General features: G+C 72.2%; 20 protein-coding genes. 14 read left to right on the top strand and 6 right to left on the bottom strand.

Features of this window, described 5'->3' with window-relative positions:
• A partial coding sequence (locus DVH02_RS00820; RefSeq protein ID WP_114621712.1) for a heavy metal translocating P-type ATPase occupies nt 1–1,392 on the bottom strand: 1,392 nt, incomplete at its 3' end.
• A gap of 102 nt (nt 1,393–1,494) precedes the next feature.
• Between DVH02_RS00820 and DVH02_RS00815 the strand changes: the two genes are divergently transcribed.
• Together DVH02_RS00815 and DVH02_RS00810 are read left to right on the top strand one after the other, a co-directional pair.
• On the top strand, nt 1,495–1,890 hold the full coding sequence (locus DVH02_RS00815) for an ArsR/SmtB family transcription factor (RefSeq protein WP_114621711.1): 396 nt from the start codon (nt 1,495–1,497) through the stop codon (nt 1,888–1,890).
• A 302-nt stretch (nt 1,891–2,192) separates the two neighbouring features.
• Nucleotides 2,193–3,521, top strand: a complete 1,329-nt coding sequence (locus tag DVH02_RS00810; RefSeq protein ID WP_233517967.1) for a glycosyltransferase family 39 protein — start codon at nt 2,193–2,195, stop codon at nt 3,519–3,521.
• Between the two features lie 46 nt (nt 3,522–3,567).
• Here the strand turns inward: DVH02_RS00810 and DVH02_RS00805 are convergent, their stop codons facing one another.
• Nucleotides 3,568–4,797: an alginate lyase family protein gene (locus DVH02_RS00805; protein WP_114621710.1), complete on the bottom strand. Its 1,230-nt coding sequence runs from the start codon at nt 4,795–4,797 to the stop codon at nt 3,568–3,570.
• Between the two features lie 530 nt (nt 4,798–5,327).
• Nucleotides 5,328–5,891 carry an MSMEG_1061 family FMN-dependent PPOX-type flavoprotein gene (locus DVH02_RS00800; protein ID WP_114621709.1) on the bottom strand — a complete coding sequence of 188 codons (564 nt, stop codon included), beginning with the start codon at nt 5,889–5,891 and terminating at the stop codon, nt 5,328–5,330.
• 215 nt (nt 5,892–6,106) lie between these two features.
• Between DVH02_RS00800 and DVH02_RS00795 the strand changes: the two genes are divergently transcribed.
• From DVH02_RS00795 to DVH02_RS00780, 4 genes are read left to right on the top strand one after another with little or no spacing between them, the layout of a single operon-like run.
• Nucleotides 6,107–7,159 carry a FecCD family ABC transporter permease gene (locus DVH02_RS00795; protein ID WP_199566116.1) on the top strand — a complete coding sequence of 351 codons (1,053 nt, stop codon included), beginning with the start codon at nt 6,107–6,109 and terminating at the stop codon, nt 7,157–7,159.
• On the top strand, nt 7,156–8,250 hold the full coding sequence (locus DVH02_RS00790) for a FecCD family ABC transporter permease (RefSeq protein ID WP_114621708.1): 1,095 nt from the start codon (nt 7,156–7,158) through the stop codon (nt 8,248–8,250). The genes DVH02_RS00795 and DVH02_RS00790 overlap by 4 nt, the downstream gene beginning before the upstream one ends.
• Before the next feature lie 25 nt (nt 8,251–8,275).
• Nucleotides 8,276–9,175, top strand: a complete 900-nt coding sequence (locus tag DVH02_RS00785; RefSeq protein ID WP_114621707.1) for an ABC transporter ATP-binding protein — start codon at nt 8,276–8,278, stop codon at nt 9,173–9,175.
• A gap of 24 nt (nt 9,176–9,199) precedes the next feature.
• Nucleotides 9,200–10,240 carry an iron-siderophore ABC transporter substrate-binding protein gene (locus DVH02_RS00780; RefSeq protein ID WP_114621706.1) on the top strand — a complete coding sequence of 347 codons (1,041 nt, stop codon included), beginning with the start codon at nt 9,200–9,202 and terminating at the stop codon, nt 10,238–10,240.
• 84 nt (nt 10,241–10,324) lie between these two features.
• On the opposite strand, the gene DVH02_RS00775 is transcribed toward DVH02_RS00780, so the two are convergent.
• Nucleotides 10,325–11,758 (bottom strand): polysaccharide pyruvyl transferase family protein, encoded by a 1,434-nt coding sequence (locus DVH02_RS00775; protein ID WP_114621705.1) that lies wholly within the window; start codon nt 11,756–11,758, stop codon nt 10,325–10,327.
• Between the two features lie 413 nt (nt 11,759–12,171).
• On the opposite strand from DVH02_RS00775, the gene DVH02_RS00770 reads away from it, so the two are divergent.
• Nucleotides 12,172–13,431, top strand: a complete 1,260-nt coding sequence (locus DVH02_RS00770; RefSeq protein WP_233517966.1) for an acyltransferase family protein — start codon at nt 12,172–12,174, stop codon at nt 13,429–13,431.
• A gap of 48 nt (nt 13,432–13,479) precedes the next feature.
• Here DVH02_RS00770 and DVH02_RS00765 read toward each other — a convergent pair whose 3' ends face one another.
• Complete coding sequence (locus tag DVH02_RS00765) at nt 13,480–15,594, bottom strand: FUSC family protein (RefSeq protein ID WP_233517965.1); 2,115 nt, start codon at nt 15,592–15,594, stop codon at nt 13,480–13,482.
• 347 nt (nt 15,595–15,941) lie between these two features.
• Between DVH02_RS00765 and DVH02_RS00760 the strand changes: the two genes are divergently transcribed.
• Nucleotides 15,942–16,646 carry a hypothetical protein gene (locus DVH02_RS00760; RefSeq protein ID WP_114621702.1) on the top strand — a complete coding sequence of 235 codons (705 nt, stop codon included), beginning with the start codon at nt 15,942–15,944 and terminating at the stop codon, nt 16,644–16,646.
• 147 nt (nt 16,647–16,793) lie between these two features.
• On the opposite strand, the gene DVH02_RS00755 is transcribed toward DVH02_RS00760, so the two are convergent.
• A complete protein-coding gene (locus tag DVH02_RS00755; RefSeq protein WP_114621701.1) occupies nt 16,794–17,549 on the bottom strand; it encodes a thioesterase II family protein in 756 nt (251 codons plus the stop codon).
• A gap of 348 nt (nt 17,550–17,897) precedes the next feature.
• Here DVH02_RS00755 and DVH02_RS00750 point away from each other — a divergent pair, with 348 nt between their 5' ends.
• The 6 genes from DVH02_RS00750 to DVH02_RS00725 all read left to right on the top strand — a co-directional run bounded on the left by DVH02_RS00750 (nt 17,898) and on the right by DVH02_RS00725 (nt 22,941).
• Nucleotides 17,898–18,746: a metallophosphoesterase family protein gene (locus tag DVH02_RS00750; RefSeq protein ID WP_114621700.1), complete on the top strand. Its 849-nt coding sequence runs from the start codon at nt 17,898–17,900 to the stop codon at nt 18,744–18,746.
• Nucleotides 18,743–19,408, top strand: coding sequence for a 4'-phosphopantetheinyl transferase family protein (locus DVH02_RS00745; RefSeq protein WP_114621699.1), 666 nt, complete (start codon nt 18,743–18,745; stop codon nt 19,406–19,408). Before DVH02_RS00750 ends, DVH02_RS00745 begins: the two co-directional genes overlap by 4 nt.
• Nucleotides 19,409–19,577: 169 nt before the next feature.
• A complete protein-coding gene (locus DVH02_RS00740) occupies nt 19,578–20,591 on the top strand; it encodes a glycosyltransferase family 2 protein (protein WP_114621698.1) in 1,014 nt (337 codons plus the stop codon).
• Nucleotides 20,545–22,065: a DUF6056 family protein gene (locus tag DVH02_RS00735; RefSeq protein WP_114621713.1), complete on the top strand. Its 1,521-nt coding sequence runs from the start codon at nt 20,545–20,547 to the stop codon at nt 22,063–22,065. Before DVH02_RS00740 ends, DVH02_RS00735 begins: the two co-directional genes overlap by 47 nt.
• A gap of 152 nt (nt 22,066–22,217) precedes the next feature.
• Complete coding sequence (locus DVH02_RS00730) at nt 22,218–22,526, top strand: SCO5918 family protein (protein ID WP_114621697.1); 309 nt, start codon at nt 22,218–22,220, stop codon at nt 22,524–22,526.
• 49 nt (nt 22,527–22,575) lie between these two features.
• On the top strand, nt 22,576–22,941 hold the full coding sequence (locus DVH02_RS00725; RefSeq protein WP_114621696.1) for a hypothetical protein: 366 nt from the start codon (nt 22,576–22,578) through the stop codon (nt 22,939–22,941).
• Nucleotides 22,942–23,014 lie beyond the last annotated feature (73 nt).

Below are 23,014 nucleotides of genomic sequence, written 5' to 3'. Positions count from 1 at the left end.
GGTGGAGGCGGTGGAGGCGGTGAGGGCAATGCGGCCCGCCGCGGGCGGGCCCGCGGCTCCCAGCAGCGCGGCCGGACTGCCGACGCGCACCTCCCGGCCGCCGATCAGCGCCCGCACGCCGCGACCAGGCGCCGAGGAGAACTCCGCGGCGGGAGAGAGCGGTACGCCTCGTTCCGCCGCGTGGGCCACCACCGCGCGGGCCAGGGGGTGTTCGCTGGAGTGTTCGGCGGAGGCGGCCAGCGCCAGGACCTCCTCCTCGGTCGGTCCCGCACCCCCACCGGGCACGGCGGGCAGCGCGATCACGTCGGTGACCCGGGGTGTCCCCTCGGTCAGCGTGCCGGTCTTGTCCAGCGCGACACGGTTCACCGAGCCGAGCCGTTCCATCACGACCGCCGACTTGACCAGGACCCCGTGGCGCCCGGCGTTGGCGATCGCGGAGAGCAGCGGCGGCATCGTGGCCAGGACGACCGCGCACGGCGAGGCGACGATCATGAAGGTCATGGCACGCAGCAGCGTCGGGGTGAAGTCGGCGCCGAAGGCCAGCGGCAGGCCGAACAGCGCGAGGGTGGCGGCCACGACACCGGCCGAGTAGCGCTGTTCGACCTTCTCGACGAACAGCTGTGTCGGCGCCTTCGTGTCGCTCGCCTCGGCGACCATCTCCACGATCCTGGCGATGACCGACTCGGAGGCGTCCTTGTCCACCCGTACCCGCAGCGCGCCCGTGCCGTTGAGCGTGCCCGCGAACACCGGGTCGCCGACCGTTCTGACGACCGGCAGCGGCTCGCCGGTGATGGTCGCCTGGTCCACGTCGCCGGCGCCTTCGGCCACGGTGCCGTCGGCGGGCAGCCGCTCCCCCGGCCGTACGAGGACGACGTCACCGACCGCGAGCCGCGCGAGGGGGACGCGCTCCTCGCCGCCCGGCGTGCACCGTACGGCCGTGGCCGGCGCCAGATCGAGCAGACCGCGCACCGAATCGGCGGTGCGCCGGGTCGCCAGCGCCTCCAGGGCGCCCGAGACGGCGAAGATGACGATCAGCAGCCCGCCGTCGAGGAACTGCCCGATCGCCGCCGCCCCGATCGCGGCGACCACCATCAACAGGTCGACGTCGAGGGTCCGTTCGCGCAGGGCCCGCAGCCCGGCCCAGCCGGGCTCCCACCCTCCGGCGGCGTAGCACAGCGCGTACAGCAGCCCCCAGGTCCAGGCGGGGGCGCCGGTCAGATCGAGCGGCAGGGCGAGGAGGAAGGCGAGCGCGGACACGGCGGCCCAGCGCACCTCGGGCAGCGCGGACAGCCGGGTCCCGCGCGGGGGCGGCAACGCGGCGCGCGGGCGCGGCGCCGCCCGGTCGTCCCGCTCGCTCTCTTGGTTCTGTTCGCCGAGCACGGGAAGAGCCATCGGAGCACACCTCTTGGTCGGGGGCAGCGCGCGACGCGCTCCCTCCACCATAGCGGAATACATGAAGAGGTCTTCACGTGTTTATGGATATACGATGAGCGCATGGGACACGGAGTCGATGAACGCGCCACGCCGACCGGACACCTCGACGCGGACTCCGCCGCCACGATCGCCGCGACCCTCCAGGCGCTGGCCACACCCTCCCGGCTGATGATCCTCACGCGGCTGCGGCAGAGCCCGTGCGGGGTGACCGAGCTGGCCGCGGCGGTGGCCATGGAGCAGTCGGCCGTCTCCCACCAGCTGCGGCTGCTGCGCGCGCTGGGGCTGGTGACCGGGTCGAGGCAGGGCAGGCGGATCGTCTACAGCCTGTACGACACCCATGTCGCGCAGCTCCTCGACGAAGCCGTCTACCACATCGAGCATCTGCGCCTGGGCGCCCGCGATCTGCCCGATCGCGCGGAAGGCGCGCACGAGACGCACGAGGCGCACGACGCCTGACAGCGCCCGGATTCCGTCGCGTCGTACGGGAAGCCGCCGCGCCGATCCGCGATAGTGCGGGCAGACCGGCATCTCGTGAACGGAGCCCCGCCATTTCCCGCGCAGCGCACCCCCGGCCGCTTCCCCCGCCGCCGCCTTTACCGCACCCCGCCGAACCCCTCGCCCGGCCCCCGAAGGCCCCGGGGCGGACGCTCGCCCCGGTCGCGGTCGCCGCGGCTCCCCTCGCCCTCGCGTCGGCACTCGGGCTGTGGGGGATCCGGCGCCAGGGCACCCTGTGGGGCGACGAGGCGGTCACCTACGAGGTGGCGCACCGGACCCTGCCGGAGATCTGGCGCACGCTGGGGCACATCGACGCGGTGCACGGCCTCTACTACCTGTGCCTGCACGGGGTGTTCGGGGTGTGGGACGGCGGGCTGGTGGCGCTGAGGCTGCCGTCGGTGCTCGCCGTGGCGGCGGGCGCCGCCGGGATCGCGCTGCTGGGGCGGAGACTCGCGGGGCCGCGTGCCGGACTGCTGGCCGGGCTGGTCTTCCCGCTGATCCCGGCCGTACAGCGCTACGCGCAGGAGGGCCGCTCGTACGCGCTGGTGTGCGCCCTCGTCATCTGGACGACCTGGCTGCTGGTGTCGGCGGTGGACAGGCCGCGCGGGCGCCGGTGGGCCGCGTACGCCGGAGTCATACTGACCGCGTGTCTGCTGCACGAGTTCGCGCTGCTCACGCTGGTCGCCCATGGGGTGAGCGTGTTCCGCTCCGGTCCGGCGCGCGCGGTGGCCCGCGGGTGGGGCGCGGCGGCGGGTGTGGTGGTCGCCGGCACACTGCCGCTCGCCGTCTTCAGCACCACACAGGCGTCGCAGGTCGACTGGATCGGCGCGCCCGGCGCCCGGACCGTACTCGGCTTCGCGGCGGTGGTGCTCGTCGGACTGGTGTGCGCGCGCACCCCGCCCCGTGCCGCGCACGCCGCGCCGCCGATGCGGCCGGGGACGCTCGCGCTGCCGCTGCTGATCCTGCCGACCGCGCTGCTGATGGCGCTGACCCCGCTGCGGGCGCTGTACGTCGAGCGCTACGTCCTGTCGTACACCGGGGCGCTGGCCCTGCTCCTCGGTGTCGCGCTCGACGGGGTGTGGCGGCGGAGCCGGGACGGTGGCCGCCGCGCGCGCCCGGCCGGGTACGCGGTGGCGGCAGGCGCGGGACTGCTCGCCGTACTGACGCTGGTCCCGGTGGGGACGCATCTGCGCACTCCGCAGAGCCGGCAGAACGACGCCGCCGCCGTCGCCCGTGCGGTACGGCAGAGCGCGCGGCCTGGCGACGGGCTGGTCTTCACGCCCGCGCGGCGCCGGGTGTGGACGCTGGCCCGGCCCGAGGAGTTCCGCGGCCTCTTCGACCTCGCCCTGGACCGCTCCCCCGTCGCCTCGGACACCCTGCACGGTACGGAGCTGCCGCCGGGCGCCGTGCGGGCCCGGATGCTGGCCGCCCGGAGGATCGTCGTGGTCCATGACGTCGCCGGGGAGCCGCTGGACGCGGCGGACCGGGAGTACGTCAAACGAGCGACCCTCCGGGCGGCTTTCGAGCCGTGTGCCACCCGCCGGGTGACACGGGCTCAGATCACGCTCTACGCACGGCCGGGAGCGTGCTGACCCCGCCCGCCGCACACGCGGCACGGCGACTGGGCACCCGCGCGGGTCACTTGGCGTACAGCAGTGTGCCGAAGCCCAGTTGGTCGAAGCCGCCGCTGTTCGGCCCGTAGTCACCGCCGCCGCCCTCGGGACGGACGCTCTCGGCGATCGCGGTGATGTACGGGACGGACAGGCCCCGGCGCTTGGCGTAGTGGTAGTGGAGGATGTCCCACACGGGCCTGGCCTGGCCCCGGCTGTCGGCGGAGATGGCGGTGTGTTCCTGGTAGGCGCAGTTCTGGCCGGTGCCCCAGGTGTACTTGGTCCAGGGCACGTCCTGGCCGAGGTTGTACTTGGCGACGTACTGGGCGGCCTTCATGAAGCGGTTGTTGTCGTAGCCGTACAGGTCGTCGCCCTGGTTCCAGGCCATCTCGCAGAAGGCGCCCATCTGGCCCATGCCCATCATGGTGTGGCCCTGGTCCCGGCCGGACTCCTGCCACTGGGCGAGCCCCTGGCTCTCGTACACGAAGGGGACGGCCTTCTGGATCGCGCCGTTGCCCGCGCCGTTCTTGAAGTAGTTGACGGCCTGGTCGTACTTGCCCGCGTCGTCGTTGAGGATCCCGATCGCCAGGATCGAGTTCATGTTGCACAGGTCCCAGTTGGCCCAGTAGTTGGTGATGCAGGCGCCGTTGTGCTCCGTCAGGAACTGGTTGTTCAGCGGGTAGAAGACGTTGACCATCATCCGCCGGAACCGGTCGAGGTCGAAGCCGGAGTAGCCACGCATCAGTTCGGCGGCCTGGGCGAACTGGTAGCCGTAGATCCCGGCGGCGAGGAACCGGTCGGCGTTGCCGGTGACCGTGGTGAGCGTGGCCGACCAGGCGTTGAGGATGTTCCTGGCCGTGTCGCCGTGCGCGGTGGTGCCGCCGATCTGCCAGCGCAGGGCGTTCTGGTAGGCCGCGTGGATGTCGTTGTAGAGCGTTCCGTAGTTCTCGCCGGTGCCGCCGCGGATGATGGTGGCCTGGGGATTGGGCTGCCATCCCGACTGGGAGTGCGAGTTGGCGGTCAGCCGGTTCCAGCCGGCCAGCCAGGGGTCGTTGCCCGCGGCCACCCGGACCTTGGCGCGGTTGAGTTCGCCGTACGCGTTGAGCATGCCGGGGTGGGTGAAGGTGGCCGGGGCGGCCTCGGCGGAACCGGCGGAGGAGGCGGCGGCGAGGCCACCCGCCGCCCCGACGAGGGCGAGCCCGCCGGCGGCCCTGAGCAGGCCGCGGCGGGACATGGCGTGGGTGATGTTGCGGCTCATGGAGATCTCACTCCCGGGGAACGAGCGCCGTGGGGGGCGCGTGGTGGGGGGCGCGGAGGTACGGGGATGGAAACCGGTCCCTATGTTGCTGGCGGATGAACGCCGTGTCTCCGGCCCGCACCGAATACGAAACTTTCGGTCCGTTCCGCGCCCGTGGCCCGTACGGTGCCGAAGACGAGACGGGCGCACTCGGGGCGCCACCGCGCGCAGGCGATGACCGAGCCGTCCGGGTTCCTGGCGTGGCGGCCGTGCCCGCTCTCGCCGGTGACACCGGGGGGAACTGCCCGCGCCGGTGATGTCGTTCGGCGCGGGTGACCGCTCCCCCGTACTGGTGGCGTTCCTGGAGGTGGCCCGTGCGCTGTGCCCGCAGGTGAAGGGTGCGCTGGACCGGCCGCTCGCTCCCGACGGGCCGCTCGCTCCCGACGGGCCGTTGGGCGGGGCGGCCCGCGTGTTCCAAGGCTGCGGGATCCAGAACCGCGTGTTCCAGGGCCGCTTGTTCCAGGGCCGCGCGGGATCCAGGACCGCGGGTTCTACGGCCGCGGCTCCGGCCAGGTCTCCGGCCGCCAGATGCCCGACCTGGTGAGCGCGGCGGGGCAGTGCCGGAAGATCTCGTCGATCTCGATGAGCAGGACCAGCAGGGGACGCTGACCCTTGAGCGCCATCGTGTCGAAGAACGGCGCGTCGGTGAGGATTTCGGCCCTGCCGTTGATCCGCAGGACCTCCTTGCTGCCGGGAACGAGGTGGACGAGGCCGACATGCGGGTTGTCCAGGATGTTGTGGAAGCTGTCGGCCCTGCGGTTGCCGGGGCGGTCCGGGACGGCGAGGGTGCGGTCGTCGAGGGCGCGGACGAATCCGGGGATGTCGCCGCGTGGTGAGGCGTCGCAGTTGCCCCGGCTGTCGGAGGTGGACAGCAGGAAGAACGGCGAGCGGGACAGCAGCTCCAGGTCATCGGCGATCAGCCGGGGGCGGACCTTGTCGATGACGATCGGATGCGGCTCGCCGAGCAGTTCCCGCAGCTCCTCGGCGGATCCGAGCCTGCGGTGGCCCGTACGCTCCGCGGTCGCGGTGGTGTCTGTGGTCGCGGCGCTGGGCACGGCGTCTCTCCCGGATGGGGTGGCACCACGGTGTTCCGTGAATGTTAGGCTCACCTTACTTTATGACCTGAATCGAGGGGTCCGCGGGCGGTCGGCCGTGCGCGGTGAGGCACAGTGAGGGCACTGCAGATGCACCGTGGTGGCACGCTCCACACGAAGGCTCGCCTGACGTGACGACACGCGGAGAGCCGGCCGGCCTGACGGCGCGGCGGCCGGTGGACACACCGCCGACGGTGGACACGCCGCCGACGGCCGGGCGCCCGGTGCGCGGTCGCCCCCTGCTCGCGCTGGGACTGGTGGCGGCTCTGCTGACGCTGGCGGCGGTGGTCTGGGCGAGCCTGCTGTTCGGTTCCGGCGATGTCACGGCGGGCGACGTGGTGCGGGGCCTGCTGGATCCCGATCTGTCCGTCAAGGGACAGCTGATCGTGCGGGAGGAGCGGATTCCGCGCACGGTCGCCGGTCTGATGACGGGCGCGGCGCTGGGGCTGGCCGGTGCGGTCATGCAGGGTGTCGCGCGCAATCCGCTGGCCGATCCCGGCATCCTCGGTGTCAACGCGGGTGCCGCGGTGGCCGTGGTGTTCGGTATCGGTGTGCTGGGTCTGACGGAACCGGGGCACTACATCTGGTTCGGCTTCCTCGGCGCGCTCCTCGCGGCCGTGCTGGTCTACAGCATCGGTTCGCTGGGCCGGGAGGGCGCGACGCCGGTGAAGCTCGCGCTGGCCGGCGCGGCGACGACCGCCATCCTGACCTCTCTGACCACGGCGATGCTGCTCAGGGACCGGATGCTCTTCGACCGGTTCCGTTTCTGGAAAGTCGGTTCGCTGTCGGGGCGGGATCCGGATCTGCTGCTGCAGGCGCTGCCGTTCATCGTGGCGGGCGTGGTGTTCGCGATCGGGCTGGGCCCCCGGCTCAACGCCCTGTCGATGGGCGACGACATCGCGCGGGCGCTGGGGCAGCGGGTCGGGGCGGCCCGGCTCGCGGCGGCGGCCTCGGTGGTGGTGCTGTGCGGCGCGGCCACGGCGATCGCCGGGCCGATCGGCTTCGTCGGACTGATCGTGGCGCACGGCGCACGGTTGATCACCGGCCCCGACTACCGCTGGATCCTGCCCTACAGCCTGTTGCTCGCGCCGATTCTGATCCTGGTCTCCGACATCGCGGGGCGGTTCATCCTCCAGCCGGGTGAGGTGCAGGTCGGCATCGTCACGGCGGTCCTCGGTGCCGTGCCGTTCATCATCCTGGTCCGTCGTCGCAAGCAGGTGGAGTTGTGAGCCGAGAGACGGCCGAGCACCCCGCGAAGGCGGGGCCCTCCCCCCGGGACGAGCGGCTGGCCGACGCCGTACGGGAGGTCGTACGGGTCCGCAGGACCGGCCGGGCGCGTTCCACGACGGTCTGCCTCGTACTGTCCGCCGCCGTGTTCGCCGCGCTGTGCCTGTCGTTGGCCTACGGCGATCTGATGATCCCGGTCGGGGACGTGATCGCCACGCTCGCGGGCGGCGGGGACGCGGGGACCCAGTTCGTCGTCCTCGAACTGCGGCTGCCCCGCGCGCTGATCGGCCTGCTGGTCGGGGCGGCGTTCGGGCTGTCGGGCGCGGTGTTCCAGACGCTGCTGCGCAATCCGCTGGCGAGCCCCGACGTGATCGGCATCAGCGCGGGCGCGAGCGCCGCCGCCGTGCTGGCCGGGGTGACCTTCGGGGCGAGCGGTTACGCGCTGTCCGCCTCCGCCGTCGTCGGGTCCGTACTGTCCGCCGCGGCGATCTACGCGCTGGCCTGGCGCCAGGGCGTCGCCGGTTACCGGCTGGTGCTGGTCGGTATCGGTATGGGCGCGGCGCTGTCCAGCGTCATCTCGCATCTGCTGACGAGTTCGGACGTGTCGGTGGCGCAGAACGCGCTGGCGTGGCTGACGGGCAGCCTCAACGGCCGGTCCTGGAAGCAGTTCTGGCCGCTGCTGGCCGCCCTCGTACCGCTGGTACCGGCGACGTTCGCGGCGGCGCGGTCGCTGCGGGCGCTGCAGTTGGGCGACGACACGGCGATGGGGCTCGGCAGCCGGGTGGAGCGCGGGCGACTGGTGCTGATCGGCTGCGGGGTGGCGCTGGCGGGGGTGGCGACGGGAGCGGCGGGCCCGGTGACGTTCGTGGCGTTCGTGGCCGCGCCGATCGCCCGTCGGCTGGTGCCGCGCCAGGGCGCCGCGCTGCTGCCGGCCGCGCTGACCGGGGCTCTGATCGTGCTCCTCGCGGACTTCACGGCACAGCATCTGCTGGGTGCCACCCAGTATCCGGTGGGTGTGGTGACGAGTGTGATCGGCGCCCCCTATCTGCTGTGGCTGCTGGCCGGTGCGAACCGGGTGGGCAAGGGCGGATGAACGATGGAAACGGAAGGATCTGCACATGAGTGCGGAGCACACTCTCCGGACGCGTGACGTCCGGCTCGGCTACGACGGGCACGAGGTCGTCAAGGGGCTGAGCGTCGACATCCCGCCGGGCCGGATCACCATGATCGTGGGGCCCAACGCGTGCGGGAAATCGACCCTGCTGCGCTCGATGGCCCGGCTGCTCGCGCCCACCTCGGGCGAGGTGCTCCTGGACGGGAAGAGCGTGCACGGGATGCCCACCAAGGAGGTCGCGGCGGTGCTCGGCATCCTGCCGCAGAGCCCGGTGGCGCCCGACGGCATCACGGTGAGCGATCTGGTGGGCCGGGGCCGCTATCCCCATCAGGGCTGGTTCCGGCGGTGGACGAGCGAGGACGACGAGGCGGTGGCGCAGGCGCTGCTGGCCACCGACGTACTGGAGCTGGCCGCGCGTCCCGTCGACGAACTCTCCGGGGGCCAGCGGCAGCGGGTGTGGATCGCGATGGCGCTCTCGCAGCGTACGGACATCCTGCTGCTGGACGAGCCGACGACGTACCTCGACATCAGCCATCAGCTCGATGTGCTGGATCTGCTGACGGACCTCAACCGGGAGTACGGCTCGACCATCGCGGTGGTGCTGCACGATCTCAATCTGGCCTGCCGGTACGCCGATCACCTGATCGCGATGAAGGACGGGCGCATCGTGGCGGAGGGGACTCCGGCGGAGATCGTGACGGCGTCCCTGGTGACCGAGGTGTTCGGGATGCGGTGTTCGGTGGCCGAGGATCCGGCGTCCGGGACGCCCATGATCGTGCCGATGGGGCGTCATCACCTCACCCGGGCGTCCGCGTCCCCGGTGCCCGCGTCCGGGTCTCCGGTGCCCGCGCCCGGGTCTCCGTTGCCCGCGTCCGGGGCGCCGCACCCCGCGACCGCCGAGTGACTTAGGTTAGGTTAGCCTAAGTGCATGTCATCACAGCAGCCTCTCTCCACTCCCCCGAGACGTACGTCCCGGCGGGCCGCGCCCGCCGCGTGGGCCGTCCTCACCGCTCTGGTCGTCGGCCTCCTCGCCGCCTGCGGCTCGTCCTCCTCGGACTCGGACGACACCTCGTCGGACGGCCCGTCCGCCGCGAGCGGCGCTTTCCCGGTGAAGGTCGCGACGAAGTTCGGTGACATCACCGTCCCGAAGCAGCCCACCCGCGTGGTCGCGCTGGGCTGGGGCGACGCCGAGGCCACCCTGGCGCTCGGTGTGCGGCCCGTCGGGGCCAGCGACTGGCTGGCGTTCGGCGGCGACGGGGTCGGGCCGTGGGCCGAGGGGCTCTACAAGAAGAGCCCGACGATGATCGGCACCCTGGAGCCCGAGTTCGAGAAGATAGCGGCGCTCAAGCCCGATCTGATCCTGGACACCAAGTCCAGCGGCGCACAGGAGCGTTACGACACGCTCAGCAAGATCGCCCCCACGATCGGCGTCCCGAAGGGCGGCGAGCAGTACAAGATCTCGTGGGACAAGCAGACGCGGATGATCTCGGCCGCGCTCGGCGTCCCGGACAAGGGCAAGGAACTCATCTCCGAGACCGAGCGGAAGTTCAAGGAGTCGGCCGCCGCCCACCCCGAGTTCAAGGGCAAGACGATCACGGTCGGCTCACGCACCGGCAGTGCGTGGGGCGCCTATGTGCACGGCACGGGCCGCGTCGACTTCGTCGAACGCCTCGGCTTCAAGAACAACCCGGCCGTCGAGGCGAAGGCGGGCGACTCGTTCTCCATCACGATCTCCCGCGAGAACCTGGATCTGCTCGACGCCGACCTCACCGTCATGGCGCCGATCGGCATCGACGCGAAGAAGATCTCCGACGACCCGCTGTACCAGGCCGTCCCCTCCGTCAAGGCCGGTCACTCCGTGGTGTTCGACGACGAGACGCTCAGCTCGGCGTTCGCCACGGACTCGGTGCTCTCGGTGGCGTACGCGCTGGAGAAGGTCGTCCCGCTGTTCGCCGCGCCGCTGAAGTAGGCCCTCTCCCCCTCCGTCCCTCCCGCGGCGGACGACCCGCCAGGTCGTCCGCCGCGGCCGCGTCACCCCGGCCCCGTGCCGGTGTCAGGCGCTCGGCCTGACCTTGCCGATACGGCGGCGTATCGCGGAGCCGACGCGTATCGCGGCGCGCTTCTCTATGCCCGCTATCCGCTTCTCCGTGGCCGTCAGCTGCTTCTGCATCTTGGCCAGCTGCTTCTGCAGCTCCTTGTTGGTCTTCGTCAGGGTGGTGATGTGACGGTCGGCCAGGGCCCGGTTCTCCACCAGCTGCTCGCGCAGCCGGCTGATGCGGTAGCGCAGCGCGCCGTCGTCCGAGCCGTCCCACACCTCCACCGAGGGCGGGAGGTCCAGCGCGTTCAGCCGGGCCTCGAAAGCGGCGCCGCCGTCACCGTGGGTGAACGTGTTCTCCAGGGAGTTCTTGTCGAGGAAGGCCGTGAAGCGGTCGAAGCGCTCCTTGTGCCCGTCCAGCAGACCGCCGAAGTCCGCCTGCGTGTACAGCTCCTCGGGGTGGATGTCCGCGGGCAGCCCGGCCAGCATGCGGTGCGGTATGCCGAAGTAGCGGCACAGCTCCAGGGTGCGGGAGTCGTGCGCCAGCACCACGGCGGGCGTACCGGCGAGGAGCGCCGCGATATTGCCGTGGATCCGGGTGCCGTACGAGAAGTCGTACGTGGACAGCTCGTCGAGCCAGGTCCTCGGGTCCAGCGGGACCCGGACCTTGTTCTCCCGCAGCAGCGGGTGGGTGAGCCGGCGCGGCAGGGCATCGTGGTCACCGGAGGCCGCCGAGGTGTCGCCCCAGAAGAGCGTCTCCGCGTCGACCAGGTTCTGGGCGTAGTACGTGAGGAGCGGAAAGCGTTCGTGGGCGTTGCGCGCCAGGCCGACCAGGTCGCCCACCCGGTTCGCCTGCGCGGAGAGGTTGATGGCGATACGGGAGTCGGCGGAGAACGGGGCGGGGTCCCGCGGCCGCGGGAAGGTGTCGCCGTGCAGGAACATGGACGGGCAGCCGATGGTCTCGACCTCCCGGAAACCCAGTTCGCGCAGGTAGGACGCGGTGAGTTCACCGCGCACCCCCACGGAGGCGGACCTCTCCAGCACGGCCCGCATGAACCGCTTCACCGACGGCTCGATCGCCTGGAGCCGCTCGGTGTCGTAGTCGTCGCCCGCCTGCGCGCCCACGCCGAGGACGACCACCGGGATGGTGAGTTGCTCGATGAGCGCGGACAGCCGGTCGAGAGCCGGGCGGAACGTGGGGCGGAAGGCATTGGCGAGCGGCACGACGAAGACGTCGTACTCCTCGTTGATCTGCTGAGAGCGCTTCGCCGAGCTGTCGGTCCTGAGCCCGTTGGACGTCACTTCGGTGCGATCCGTGAGCAGGATCTTGTGCGCGGCATCACTGAAGAGCAGATTGCCCGAGTTCGTGCCGATCAGATCCTGCTGAATGAACTCTTCGCGCGTAGCGACACGGAACGGGCTCTTCCCCGAGCGGATGAGTATGCGCTTCATGGCCTTCTCTCGATTGCGCGGCTTGGACTGCGGGCGAAGCCGTTGGTCAGCAGGCGCTCCCCGATCCGACCGTCCCAAAGGGAACCCCAAGGATCCAGGGACCCTCTTAGTAGAGTTTTGGGCATAAGCGAGGAGAACCTTCACCGCACCTTAACCAAACCTCACACGCCCCGTACATCCCGGGGTCACGACGGATGACGAGGCGGTTCCCGAACCGGCGGGCGGACAACGGCCCGTCACGGTTTCTTAGTTTTCGATGAGGACCGCGTGCGCGTTCGCTTTGCGGGCACGGGCCTTGAATGGACAGCGCGCGCACCGAAGAGGTGACACATCAGGACAGAGCCGACAGACCAGGCGGGGCGGGAGGGGCGAGAGGGGCCGGAGGAATCGCGCTGGGGCTCATTCCGGTACGGGTGGACGGCCGCCCCGAGCGGGGCGGGCGCGGGTTCCCCTCGGCGGTACGCGGCGACGGGCGGGTGCCGGGCGTCGACGGGCTGCGGGCGCTGGCCGTCGTCCTGGTGATGACCTATCACCTGGAGCCCGACCTGCTGCCCGGCGGCGCGCTCGGCGTCGATGTCTTCTTCGCGATCAGCGGCTACGTCATCACCCGGTTGCTGGTCGCGGAGTTCGGGCGGTCCGGCGACGTGGCGATGCGCGCGTTCTACTGGCGCCGCTGGCTGCGCCTGGTCCCGGCGCTGCTGGCCGTCTGCGCGACCTGCGCCGTACTGGCGCTCACCACCCGGCTGCCGAGCTTCGAGCGGGCGTGGACGGCGATCGCCGTGTCCGCCACCTTCCTGATGAACATCGTCAGGGCCACCCAGTCCGGCACCTATTCGAGCGATCTGTCCCTTCTGTCGCACACCTGGTCGCTGGGCGTGGAGGAGCAGTTCTATCTGCTCTGGCCGCCGCTTCTGCTGCTGCTCCTGCGGCGGGTCGGGGCCAGGGCCGTGCTGCTCTGGACGACGACGCTGTGTCTGCTGCCGCTGATCTGGCGCGCGGTGCTGTGGAATCCGACGGCGGCGCACCGCATCTACAACGGCATGGACACCCGCGCGGACCAGTTGCTGACCGGTGCGCTGCTGGCCCTCGTGGTGGCCCGGCTGCACGCGGACGACCCCCGGCTGGCCGCGCTGCGGCGCTGGGCGGGCCGGCTCGCCTGGCCCGCCCTGGCCCTGCTGGCGCTGATCGTCGCGGTGGTGCCGATGACCGGCACCAGCGCCTGGACCATGCCCTGGTACACCGTCGGCTTCCTGGTCGCCGCCGTTCTGTCGGCGACGCTGGTGGCCTCGCTGGAACTCGGGCCGCGCACCCGGCTCTCCCGGGCGCTGTCCCTGGCTCCGCTGGTCTGGGTCGGACGCAACCTCAGCTACGGGCTCTATCTGTGGCACTACCCGCTGACCCGGCTCATGAAGGATCTGGGGCTCGACGCCTGGCACGGGCCCGCCACTTTCGCCGCCAGTCTCGCGGCGGCCGTCGCCTCGCACTATCTGATCGAGAGGCCGCTCACCCGGCGCGGGCGGCAGGTGCGACCGCCCGGGAAGGACGCCCGTACCCCCGCCGCCCGTACCCCGGACGCCCGTACCCCCGCCGGGCACACTCCCGCCGGGCACGTCGCCGACGGCCGGGGCGGGCAGGGTGTGCAGGGTGGTGGGCCGGTCCGCTGCGAGCGCTGACGGTCCGGCGCCGGGTCCGTGCGGCGCGGCGGCCCGTGCCGGGTCCGCTCAGGCGGCGTTGGTCAGGGCCTGTATCCCGTGCAGCTGCGTCATGACGTCGCGCAGCGAGCGGCAGGCACGCGGGACCGGGGGCAGCGCGGCGGCGGCCGTTCCCCGGCCCTCCTCCAGCGCGTCGGCCATGGCGGACAGCGCCCCGGTCACCTCCCGTATCTCCGTGGCCGGGGGCATCGGCACCCCCTGCTCGATCCGTACGGCGCACACCGTCGCGGCGTCCACGATCCGCTCGGCCAGTGCCAGCACCGCCAGCCAGTCGTGGCGGTGGGTGCGGTGCGGACCCGGCAGTTCGGCGGCGGCCGTGCCGACCGCCGCCCGCGCCTCGGCGAGCGCCCGGTAGGCGGAGTGCCGCAACGCGACGCCGGTGGCGTCCGAGCCCCGGGGCGTGGCTCCCGGCGTACCGGGCGCGCGGGGGGCGCCGGGGGCGTCGAGCACGTAGCGCAGATACCGCTCGGTGTGGCGCAGTGCCACGGCGAAGCGGTGGCCGACCCGGACGCGCGGGTCGGTCAGCAGCGGCAGATGGCCGACGAGCAGCACGATCGCGCAGGCGAGCGCGGTGTCGAGCAGCCGCGCCGCCGTCGCCTCGGTGTCACCGCCCGCGTAGACGAAGGAGAGGACCAGCAGGGTCACCACGGCGGTCTGGAATCCGAAGTGCCGGGTGGCGACCGGGATCAGGGCTCCGCCCGTCACGACCACGGCGAGCAGCCACCAGGTGCCGTCGAGCCAGATCATGGCGAGGGTGAACACGAGTACGCCGGTCGCGGTGCCCACGACACGGTTCACCACACGCGAGAACAGCGGCCCGAGGTCGGGCTTGACGAGGAACGCGGCGGTGGCGGGCAGCCAGTACCAGTGGGTCTGGTGGAGGCTGAGGGCGACGGCGGCGCTCGCGGCCACGCACAGCGCCACCCGCAGTCCGTTCTCCCGTCGGGCGGGAGCGAACGCGCGTCCGAACAAGGCCCGCGGTCGCCGTCGCGGTGTGCCGGTGTGCCGGAGCCCCGTACGGTGCTCCGGCGCCGGTGAGCCGCCCGCGGGGGTGCGCGGGACGCCGGTGTCGCCAGTGGTGCCGGGAGCGGTACGGGCAGGTGCGCCGGAGGCGGTACGGGCGGGTGTGCCGACGGGCCGCTGTGCGCGCGGATCCCGGCCCGGTGCCGTACGGTCGAACGTCACCGCGGCGTCGAGCAACGCCCGGTCGAAGGCGTCGCGTTGGACCGTGTCGGAGGCGGGGCTCGGCAGGGCGCCGGGGGCGCCGTCGGCCCGTACCGCCGCCGCGAGGCGACGGGGGCCCTCGGCGATGTGCCGCGGCAGCGGACGGCCTTCCCACAACAGTGCGATGCCCGCCTCGCACAGCGCCGTCGCCGCGCCGAAGCGGGCCACGATCCGCCGGGCTCCGGCGGCCCCGGGCCGGTCGGCCCCCGGCCGGTCCGCGCGGCGCGGCCAGGACAACAGCCGCATCAGGCGCAGGGATTCGTCCGCGCGCTGCTGCGCGGTGACCAGCCGTGTCCTGGCGGGCTCCGCGCCGGGTCCGCCCACCGCGCGCAGCGCGTCGGCGAGCGCGTCGAAGACCGCGGCGACGGCCTCCCGCTCGCCGTCCCACCGCGCGCCGCGGCGCAGCCCCGGGGTGCGCAGCACCACCCGGAGCAGCAGCAGCCACGCCGCGCCGCCGAGGTAGCACAGCGCCTTGAGCCAGGCGGGGCCGGGCAGCGGCATTCCCGCGCCGATGGCCGCGGTGACGAGCAGTTGCATGGCCGCCGCCGACCACACAGGACCCGACACACTCAGCGCGCCGGAGAGCCATCCCACGACGAAGAGCGCCGGAACCGCGGCCCATCGGCCGCCCGCGTCCGCGAGCAACCCACCGCACAGCAGTCCGAACGCGCCCGCGACAGCGGGCAGTCCGATGTGCACCACACCGGTACGGCGGGTGCCGGGGCGGTCGTTGACACCGGCGAGCATCGCGCCGAGACCGGCGAGTATCGCCTCGCCGAGATGTCCGCTCGCCGCTCCGAGCGCCAGCAGCGGTCCCGCGCTCAGGGCGCCGCGCAGCACGGCGGTCCACGGGATGGGGCCGGAGCGCCAGCCCAGCGGGTGCAGCAGCCAGGCGGGCACGGTACGTCGCCGGGCAGGGCGGGAGGGCGGAACGGACGGCGCGGGCAAGAGGACTCCTGTACGACCGGTCGCGGTGAACGGGGCGGGCGAACCGGCGGGCAGCGGTGACCGCACACTGTCGACGGTAACAGCAGCGCCTGTCGTACGTGCCGCTGTCGCGGTGCGCGCGGATGTCCGCCGACACCCCGCGAACCCCCTTCCCCGGCCCGGTCGCGCGACGGCTCGGGGCCCGCGGGGAGGTTCGTGTTTCGTTCCCGTCACAACAGGACACACCGCAGGGCCTAGGCTGCGTTACAGCGGCCACCGACGGAGTCAAGTGCGGTGGCACGGAACGAGAGGGCGACATCATGACATCGGCACCCACCACACCGAGCAGCGTAGAGGCGACAACAGCGCTTCTGCGTTCCGAACTTCCCGAGTTGGAGACGCAACAGCAGTCGTTGGAGAAGGAACTCGCCACCGTCACCGAGCGGCTGGAGTCGGTGCGTACGGCGCTCACCGCTCTGGAGGCGCTGTCGGTGACGCCGGTGGCGCAGCCCGCCGCCGACGCGCCGGAGCCCGAGGTGTCACCGGCGCCCGCGCCCGAGGCACAGGTCCCCGCGCAGGCGGCGGCGCCCGCCGAGGAGGCGTCGGCCGACCCGGTGGCGCAGCCGCCCGCCGCGGCCGAGGAGCCGAAGCGCGCCAAGCGCCGCCCGGCGAAGAAGGCCGCTCCGGCGAAGCCCGCCAAGGCCGCCAAACCGGCCGGTGCGGCCAAGCCCGCCAAGGCCGCCAAGGCGGCGAAGCCCGCCGGGGCCGCCAAGCCTGCCGAGGCGAAGAAGGCGGCGGCCACCTCGGACGAGGACGACAAGAGCGGTGGGCTCACCGAGCAGATCCTCGACGTCCTCGCCGCGTCCGGCGCCACGCCGGTACGGGCCCGCGAGGTGGCCGAGGCGCTCGGCCGCGACGCCACTCCCGGCAGCATCAACGCGGTGCGCAGCACACTGGACCGGCTGGTCGGCAGCTCCAGGGCCCGTCGGGCCGGTCGCGGTCTCTACGGGCCGTCCGACGGCTGACACCGGCCCGCGCCGCGTCCACCGCGTCCCCCGGGACGACGGCCGCGTGGGGCCCGGGGCACCGCCGGACCGTGCGACCCGTTCGAGGGGCGTACGGTCCGGCGGGCGTGCCGGGGCCGCGCGGTGCGCGGTGCGCGCGGACCGGTCCTACGACAGGGCCGCCAACTGGTGCCTGAGCACCCCGATCACGGCGGGTGCCTGGGCGCTGAGATAGAAGTGTCCGCCGGGGAAGACCTTCAGGTCGAAGGCTCCGGTGGTGTGCCCGCGCCACGCCTCGGCCTCGTCCAGTGAGGTCTTCGGATCGCTGTCGCCGGTCAGGACGGTGATCGGGGCGCGTACGGTGACGTCCGGCTCGCACCGGTAGGTCTCGATGGCGCGGTAGTCGGTGCGGACCGCCGGCAGGATCATCCGCAGGATCTCCTCGTCGCCGAGGAGCGCCGTGTCGGTGCCGGACAGCGCCTTCAGCTCGTCGACGATCCCGTCGTCGGAGCGCAGGTGCACGGCCTCGTCACGGGTACGGGAGGGCGCCCGCCGCCCCGAGGCGAAGAGGTGGGCCGGCCCACCGCCGTCGGCCTCGAACCGCCGGGCCACCTCGAAGGCGAGTGTCGCGCCCATGCTGTGCCCGAAGAAGACCGTCGGGCGCGTGCCGAGCCGGCCGCGGAGCGCCGCGTACACCTGGTCGGCCATGGTGCCGATGTCGTCGGGGCTGGTCTCCTTGCGCCGGTCCTGGCGGCCCGGGTACTGCACCGAGAACACCTCGGCGACGGACGACAGTTGCGCGGAGACCGGGAAGTAGAAGGATGCCGAGCCCCCGGCGTGGGGGAAGCAGAAGAGCTGTGCCGTCCGGTCCGGGGCCGGGTGGAAGCACCGGGCCCAAAGGCTCTCCTCGGTCGATGTCGTCATCGTGCTGCGCCTCCTCATGGGTGGCGTCGGATGACCCGAACCACCCGGCGGTACGGGCCTCTTGACCTCGGACACTCTACTTCGGCGGGGTGCGGGGCGTCTGCTCGGCCAGTCGTCCTGATCAGTTGTCCCGATCAGTTGTCCCGATCATGAACGGTGCCCGGCCGCCGCGGCACGGGGGTTCGTCCGTCACACGCGCGCGGCCCGTGACCTCGGCCACGCCGGGTGACCGCCGCTTCGCCGCCCGCTTCCGCGTAATCTCGAAGAGCGGCCGCACCAGGGCGCGTCGCGACGCGGCGCCCCGGCTCACACGACGGCGCCCGACCCCGAGCGAACAAGGATGGAACCGTGCCCGACGGAAAACTACTGGCCGTCAGCGATCTGCATGTCGCCTACGACGAGAACCGCGCGATCGTCGAGGACCTGCGCCCCGACTCGGACGACGACTGGCTGATCGTCGCGGGCGATGTCGCGGAGAAGTACGCCGATGTGGAATGGGCCCTGCGGACGCTCAGCGAGCGGTTCTCCAGGGTCGTGTGGGCGCCGGGCAACCATGAGCTGTGGAGCCACCCGCAGGACCCGTGCGAACTGCGCGGCGAGAAGCGCTATCTGCAACTGGTGTCGATGTGCCGCGAGTTGGGCATCGCGACCCCTGAGGACCCCTATCCGGTGTGGCGGGGCGCCGGAGGCCCGGTGGCGGTGGCCCCGCTGTTCGTGCTGTACGACTACTCGTTCCGCGCCCCCGGCACCACCACGAAGGAGGAGTCGCTGCGGGTGGCGCACGAGGCGGGCGTCGTCTGCTCCGACGAGTACCTCCTGCATCCGGACCCCTTCGAGAGCAGGGACGCCTGGTGCCGGTCCCGGGTCGAGGAGACCGAGCGCCGGCTCTCGGCCGTGGACCCGGCGCTGCGCACCGTCCTCGTCAACCACTTCCCCCTGGTGCGCGAGCCCACCCGGATCCTCCACTACCCCGAGTTCGCGCAGTGGTGCGGTACGGAGCTGACCGCGGACTGGCATGTGCGCTTCCGCGCCGAGGCCGTGGTCTACGGGCATCTGCACATCCCCCGGGTCACCCGGTACGACGGCGTGCGGTTCGAGGAGGTCTCCGTCGGCTACCCCCGCGAGTGGCGCAAACGGCCGCCCCGGATCCCGCTGCGGCAGATCCTGCCCGAGCCGGTCGGGCAGGACGCCCGGTGATCGCCGCGATCCTGCCCCCGGCGGTCGCCGTCGAGGCGGCGTACGAGGACCTGGCGCCGGGTCCTGCCGATCCGCTGTTCCCCGAGGAGAGCGAGCGGATCGCGAAGGCCGTGCCCAAGCGGCAGCGCGAGTACACCACCGTACGGCTGCTGGCCAGGCGCGCGCTGCTGCGCCTGGGGCAGCCGCCCGTGCCGCTGCTGTCCACCAAGCGGGGCGCGCCGAGGTGGCCCGACGGCATCGTCGGCAGCATGACGCACTGTGACGGTTACCGGGCCGCCGTGGTGGCGCGCTCGGCCGGGACGGCGTCGGTGGGGATCGACGCGGAGCCGGACGCCCCGCTGCCGGACGGTGTGCTCGACACCATCGCCCTGCCGGACGAGACGGAGCGCGTCAAGTTCCTGACGGAGCGGCACCCCGGAGTGGGGTGGGACCGGCTGCTGTTCAGCGCCAAGGAGAGCGTCTTCAAGGCGTGGTATCCGCTGACCGGTCTCGAATTGGACTTCTCCGAGGCGGACATCACGATCGATCCGGTCGAAGGCACTTTCCGGGCCCGGCTCCTGGTGCCGGGGCCGCGGGTGGACGGCCGGGAGATCGGCGTGTTCGACGGCCGGTGGATCGCCGAGCGGGGACTGGTGGCGAGCGTTATTCATATTCCCCGGTGACGGTCGCCCGGGACCGGGCATAACCGCCCGGGAAAATACTCCGATCATATGTACGCCATGCCGTGGTGACGCTTGAGCAGAGGATTTCTTCCTTCTATGGTTGCCACGGCAGCAGCACATCGGCGCGGAACGCACGCGCGCCGCTACGCGCTGAGGCGTATGGAGTGAGATGACAGCCGTTCAGGTTTCCATTGTCGTACCGTGTTTCAACGAGCACGAGGTGATCGGGGCGTTTCACAGCGCCCTGCTCGCCGCACTCGAACCCACCCGGCAGACTTTCGAGATCTGTTACGTGGACGACGGCAGCGGTGACGGCACCCGGCTCCGGCTGGCCGAACTCGCCGCCGGGGATCCCCGGGTCCGATTCACCTCCTTCAGCCGCAATTTCGGCAAGGAAGCCGCCATGCTCGCCGGGCTGCGCATGTCCCGGGGCGACGCGGTCGTCCTGATGGACGCCGACCTCCAGCACCCGCCGGAACTGGTGCCGCGCATGCTGGAACTGCACCGGCGCGGCTACGACCAGGTCGTCGCCCAGCGCGACCGGGCGGGCGAGGGCGCCGTGCGCAGGGCGCTGAGCCTCGCGTACTACCGGCTGGTGCGCCGCTGCATGGAGGTACAGGTGGTCGACGGGGCCGGGGACTTCCGGCTGCTGTCGCGGCGCGCGGTCGCCGGCGTGCTGTCGCTGCCCGAGAGCAATCGTTTCTCCAAGGGAATCTTCTCGTGGATCGGCTTCGACACCGCGAGCTTCACCTACCGCAATGTCCAGCGTGCGGCCGGGCAGTCCAAATGGGGCGGGAAGAATCTGCTCAACTACGGTATCGACGGGCTGCTCTCCTTCAACAGCCGACCGCTGCGGCTCGCGATCCACACCGGACTGTGTCTTTTCCTCTCCGCCCTCGGATACGCGCTGTGGATCATCGCGAATGTGGCATGGAACGGGGTGGACGCGCCCGGCTACACCACCTTGATGACCGCGATCGTGGCGCTGAGCGGAATTCAGCTCGCCACGCTCGGGATCGTCGGCGAATACGTGGGGCGGATCTACCACGAGGCGAAACGCCGTCCGCACTACGTGGTCCGGGAGACCGACGAATCCCGGGGCCGGTACGAACACCTTTCGAAAGGCAGTGGTGCAGATGGCCTCGGGCGCGCCGAGCGTCACCATCCCGAGACAGCCGGGTGACCATTCCCGTCCCCCGACCGGGGCAGCCGGGCGCGGCGCGCGTCCGTGGTGGCGCCATCCGTACGGAGCGCCGGCGCTCGCGCTGCTCCCGCTGGCGCTGCTCGGCACGGCGGCGTGGCTGGGGCGCGCGGTGCGGCCCAGCGCGGACGAGTGGTGCTTCCTGCCCACCGTCCGTGACCACGGGGTGTCCGGGCTGGTCGCGAAGTTCTACCTCACCGACAACGGGCGGCTCGGCAACGGCCTGTTGGTCGGCCTCTACGCCAAGTTCGGGGTGGCGGGACACCAGTGGTACGGCGCGGTCAGCGGCGCCGTCACGCTGGCGCTGCTGTGGGCCATGACGGTGCTGGTGCTGCGCGCGGCCGGGCGCGCCGCGCCGCGCGGGGTGCCGCTTCTCGTCGCGGCGATGGTCACGGCGGTCTTCCTCCTCGCCACCCCCAACACGTACAAGACGTTCTACTGGCCCGCCTCGTCCGTCTCGCACACGGTGGCGCCGGTGCTCGCCTGTCTCGCCGCGCTGCCGCTGCTGTGGGCGCGTACCCGTACGGGGCGGCTCGCCGCACCGGTCGCCGCGCTGGTGGTGGGCTGTTTCATGGGGACGCTCTCGGAGGAGACCGCCGTCGTCGTCCTGGTGGTGCTCGCGGCCCTGCTGGCGGTCGGCCACCGGATCCTCGCGCCGCGGGTGCGGTCCTCCGCGCGTACCTGGTGTCTGGCGGGGCTGGCCGGGGTGCTGGCCGGTACGGCCCTGCTGCTCACCTCCCCCGGATCGCGCAACCGCCGTGAGCGGTACGGGGCCGGCACGGCCTCGATGTTCGCCCCGGAGTCGCTGGGCGAGTCGCTGCGCGGTTTCCTGGAGATCCTCGGGACGCTGCTGACCACCTGGCAGTATCTGGGCGCGGCGGCGGCCGGTGTGCTGCTGGGGCTGCTCATGCGCGACAGCGCGGGCCGGGCGGGCCGGACACCGGCGCTCCTGCCGGGCCGGTCCGGCTTCCTGCTGCTCAGCGGGGCCTGCACCTTCCTCGCCGCCGGGTACCTGTGCACCGTCATCACCTATCCCCTTTTCGGCGCGTCCGTGTCCAGCGCGACGCGGACCTGGAACGACTACCTCGTGCTGTACGTGCTGCTGCTGGCGGGCGGCGGAGCGGTCCTGGGGCGGGCGCTGCGCCGCCGGGCCCGGCACACCGGCGCGGCGGCGGGGATCTGCGTGGTGCTGTGCGCCGCGACCTGTGCGGGGCTGGCGGTCCCGCTCGGCGAGCTGGGCACGGACATGGGGGTACGGGCGGCCCGGTGGGACCGTCAGGACCGGTGGCTGCGGGACGGAGCGGCGCTCGGGGTGCGGGTGCTGCCGTACCGGCCGCTGTCGATCAGGGGAATGGGCGAGCCGTACGGCCGCGACGGCCACCGGGTGTGGCCTGCCCGGTGCGTCGCCGACTACTACCACCTGGAGAGGATCACGTACACGGAGCGGATGCCCTGACGGACGGGTGCGCGAGGGATTTCGCACCCGGTCGGCGTCGACCGGGTATCCCGTCGTGCGGGCCGGTTTCACGGAAAATCCTTGGTTCCCGGCCAGGAGTTCCTGTGGGATGCTGAGGCATCCGCGTTCTCCCTTCTTCCCCCCGAGGCATTATGCGCTGCGTCATCGCCCGCTTCCCCTTCGAGTTGGTCAAGAGCGAGGTGCAGCAGTCGATGAAGGGCATCAAGCCCGAGCCCATCACCGGTGAGTCCGTGGTCATCGGCCGGCGGAGCTATCCCGTGAAGCAGGTGGGGGAAGTGATCACCCGGCAGGACCGGCGCGACTTCACCGCGTTCGAGATCACCAGGGCGCTGACGCGGCTGGGCTTCACCGTCCACCCCGTCGCCGCGCCGGTCGAGCCCGCGGTGCTCAGCCCGCTGGAGACCGCCTCGGCGCTGCTCGGCCCGGCCGAGCGCGACTGACCCGCGCGTACCGCCGCCCGGGGGCGTACGCGTAGTAGAGTCGGCGCCCATGTCGAAGCCTGATCATCTGCTTGTTGACATCGCCGCCACTGTCGAGTCCGGGCAGAGCAATCAGATGTCCCTCACCGTGGTCGTCCCGGGGGCCGTCATCACGGGGCGGCTGGCCCCGGAAACCGTATGGCGCGAGCGCGTGGCCGAGGTCCTGAGGGACTCCGAGCGGCTGGGACCGTTCTCCGCCGTCTTCACGTCCGCGAGCCCGCACGGGCCCGACGAGCCGCCCACGCATCTGCACTTCCACGTCGCCCGGATCCTCCAGGGAAGCTTCGGCATTCCGGAGACCGGGGGCATGTACCGCATCGCCATCGACGAGGTGAGCGCCTGGACGGTGGGAGACCTCAGCTACTCGGACGGCTGAGCCCGCCCGCGGGACGCGTCCCGCCTCTCCCCCGTCGCCCGGTCCCCGCCCACGTACGAAGCCCCGGTACCGA

The organism is Streptomyces corynorhini, assembly GCF_003346515.1.
Lineage (GTDB): Bacteria > Actinomycetota > Actinomycetes > Streptomycetales > Streptomycetaceae > Streptomyces > Streptomyces corynorhini.
Note: the sequence above shows the minus strand (reverse complement) of the source record. Positions and strands in the feature narration are given on the sequence as shown.

Bases quoted from the DNA above. Each gene is read 5' to 3' on its own strand.
- DVH02_RS00775 (WP_114621705.1), bottom strand. From the start codon at position 11,758: ATGAAGCGCATACTCATCCGCTCGGGGAAGAGCCCGTTCCGTGTCGCT.
- DVH02_RS00780 (WP_114621706.1), top strand. From the start codon at position 9,200: ATGTCATCACAGCAGCCTCTCTCCACTCCCCCGAGACGTACGTCCCGG.
- DVH02_RS00805 (WP_114621710.1), bottom strand. From the start codon at position 4,797: ATGAGCCGCAACATCACCCACGCCATGTCCCGCCGCGGCCTGCTCAGG.
- DVH02_RS00730 (WP_114621697.1), top strand. From the start codon at position 22,218: ATGCGCTGCGTCATCGCCCGCTTCCCCTTCGAGTTGGTCAAGAGCGAG.
- DVH02_RS00815 (WP_114621711.1), top strand. From the start codon at position 1,495: ATGGGACACGGAGTCGATGAACGCGCCACGCCGACCGGACACCTCGAC.
- DVH02_RS00740 (WP_114621698.1), top strand. From the start codon at position 19,578: ATGACAGCCGTTCAGGTTTCCATTGTCGTACCGTGTTTCAACGAGCAC.
- DVH02_RS00755 (WP_114621701.1), bottom strand. From the start codon at position 17,549: ATGACGACATCGACCGAGGAGAGCCTTTGGGCCCGGTGCTTCCACCCG.
- DVH02_RS00725 (WP_114621696.1), top strand. From the start codon at position 22,576: ATGTCGAAGCCTGATCATCTGCTTGTTGACATCGCCGCCACTGTCGAG.
- DVH02_RS00735 (WP_114621713.1), top strand. From the start codon at position 20,545: ATGGCCTCGGGCGCGCCGAGCGTCACCATCCCGAGACAGCCGGGTGAC.
- DVH02_RS00785 (WP_114621707.1), top strand. From the start codon at position 8,276: ATGAGTGCGGAGCACACTCTCCGGACGCGTGACGTCCGGCTCGGCTAC.
- DVH02_RS00760 (WP_114621702.1), top strand. From the start codon at position 15,942: ATGACATCGGCACCCACCACACCGAGCAGCGTAGAGGCGACAACAGCG.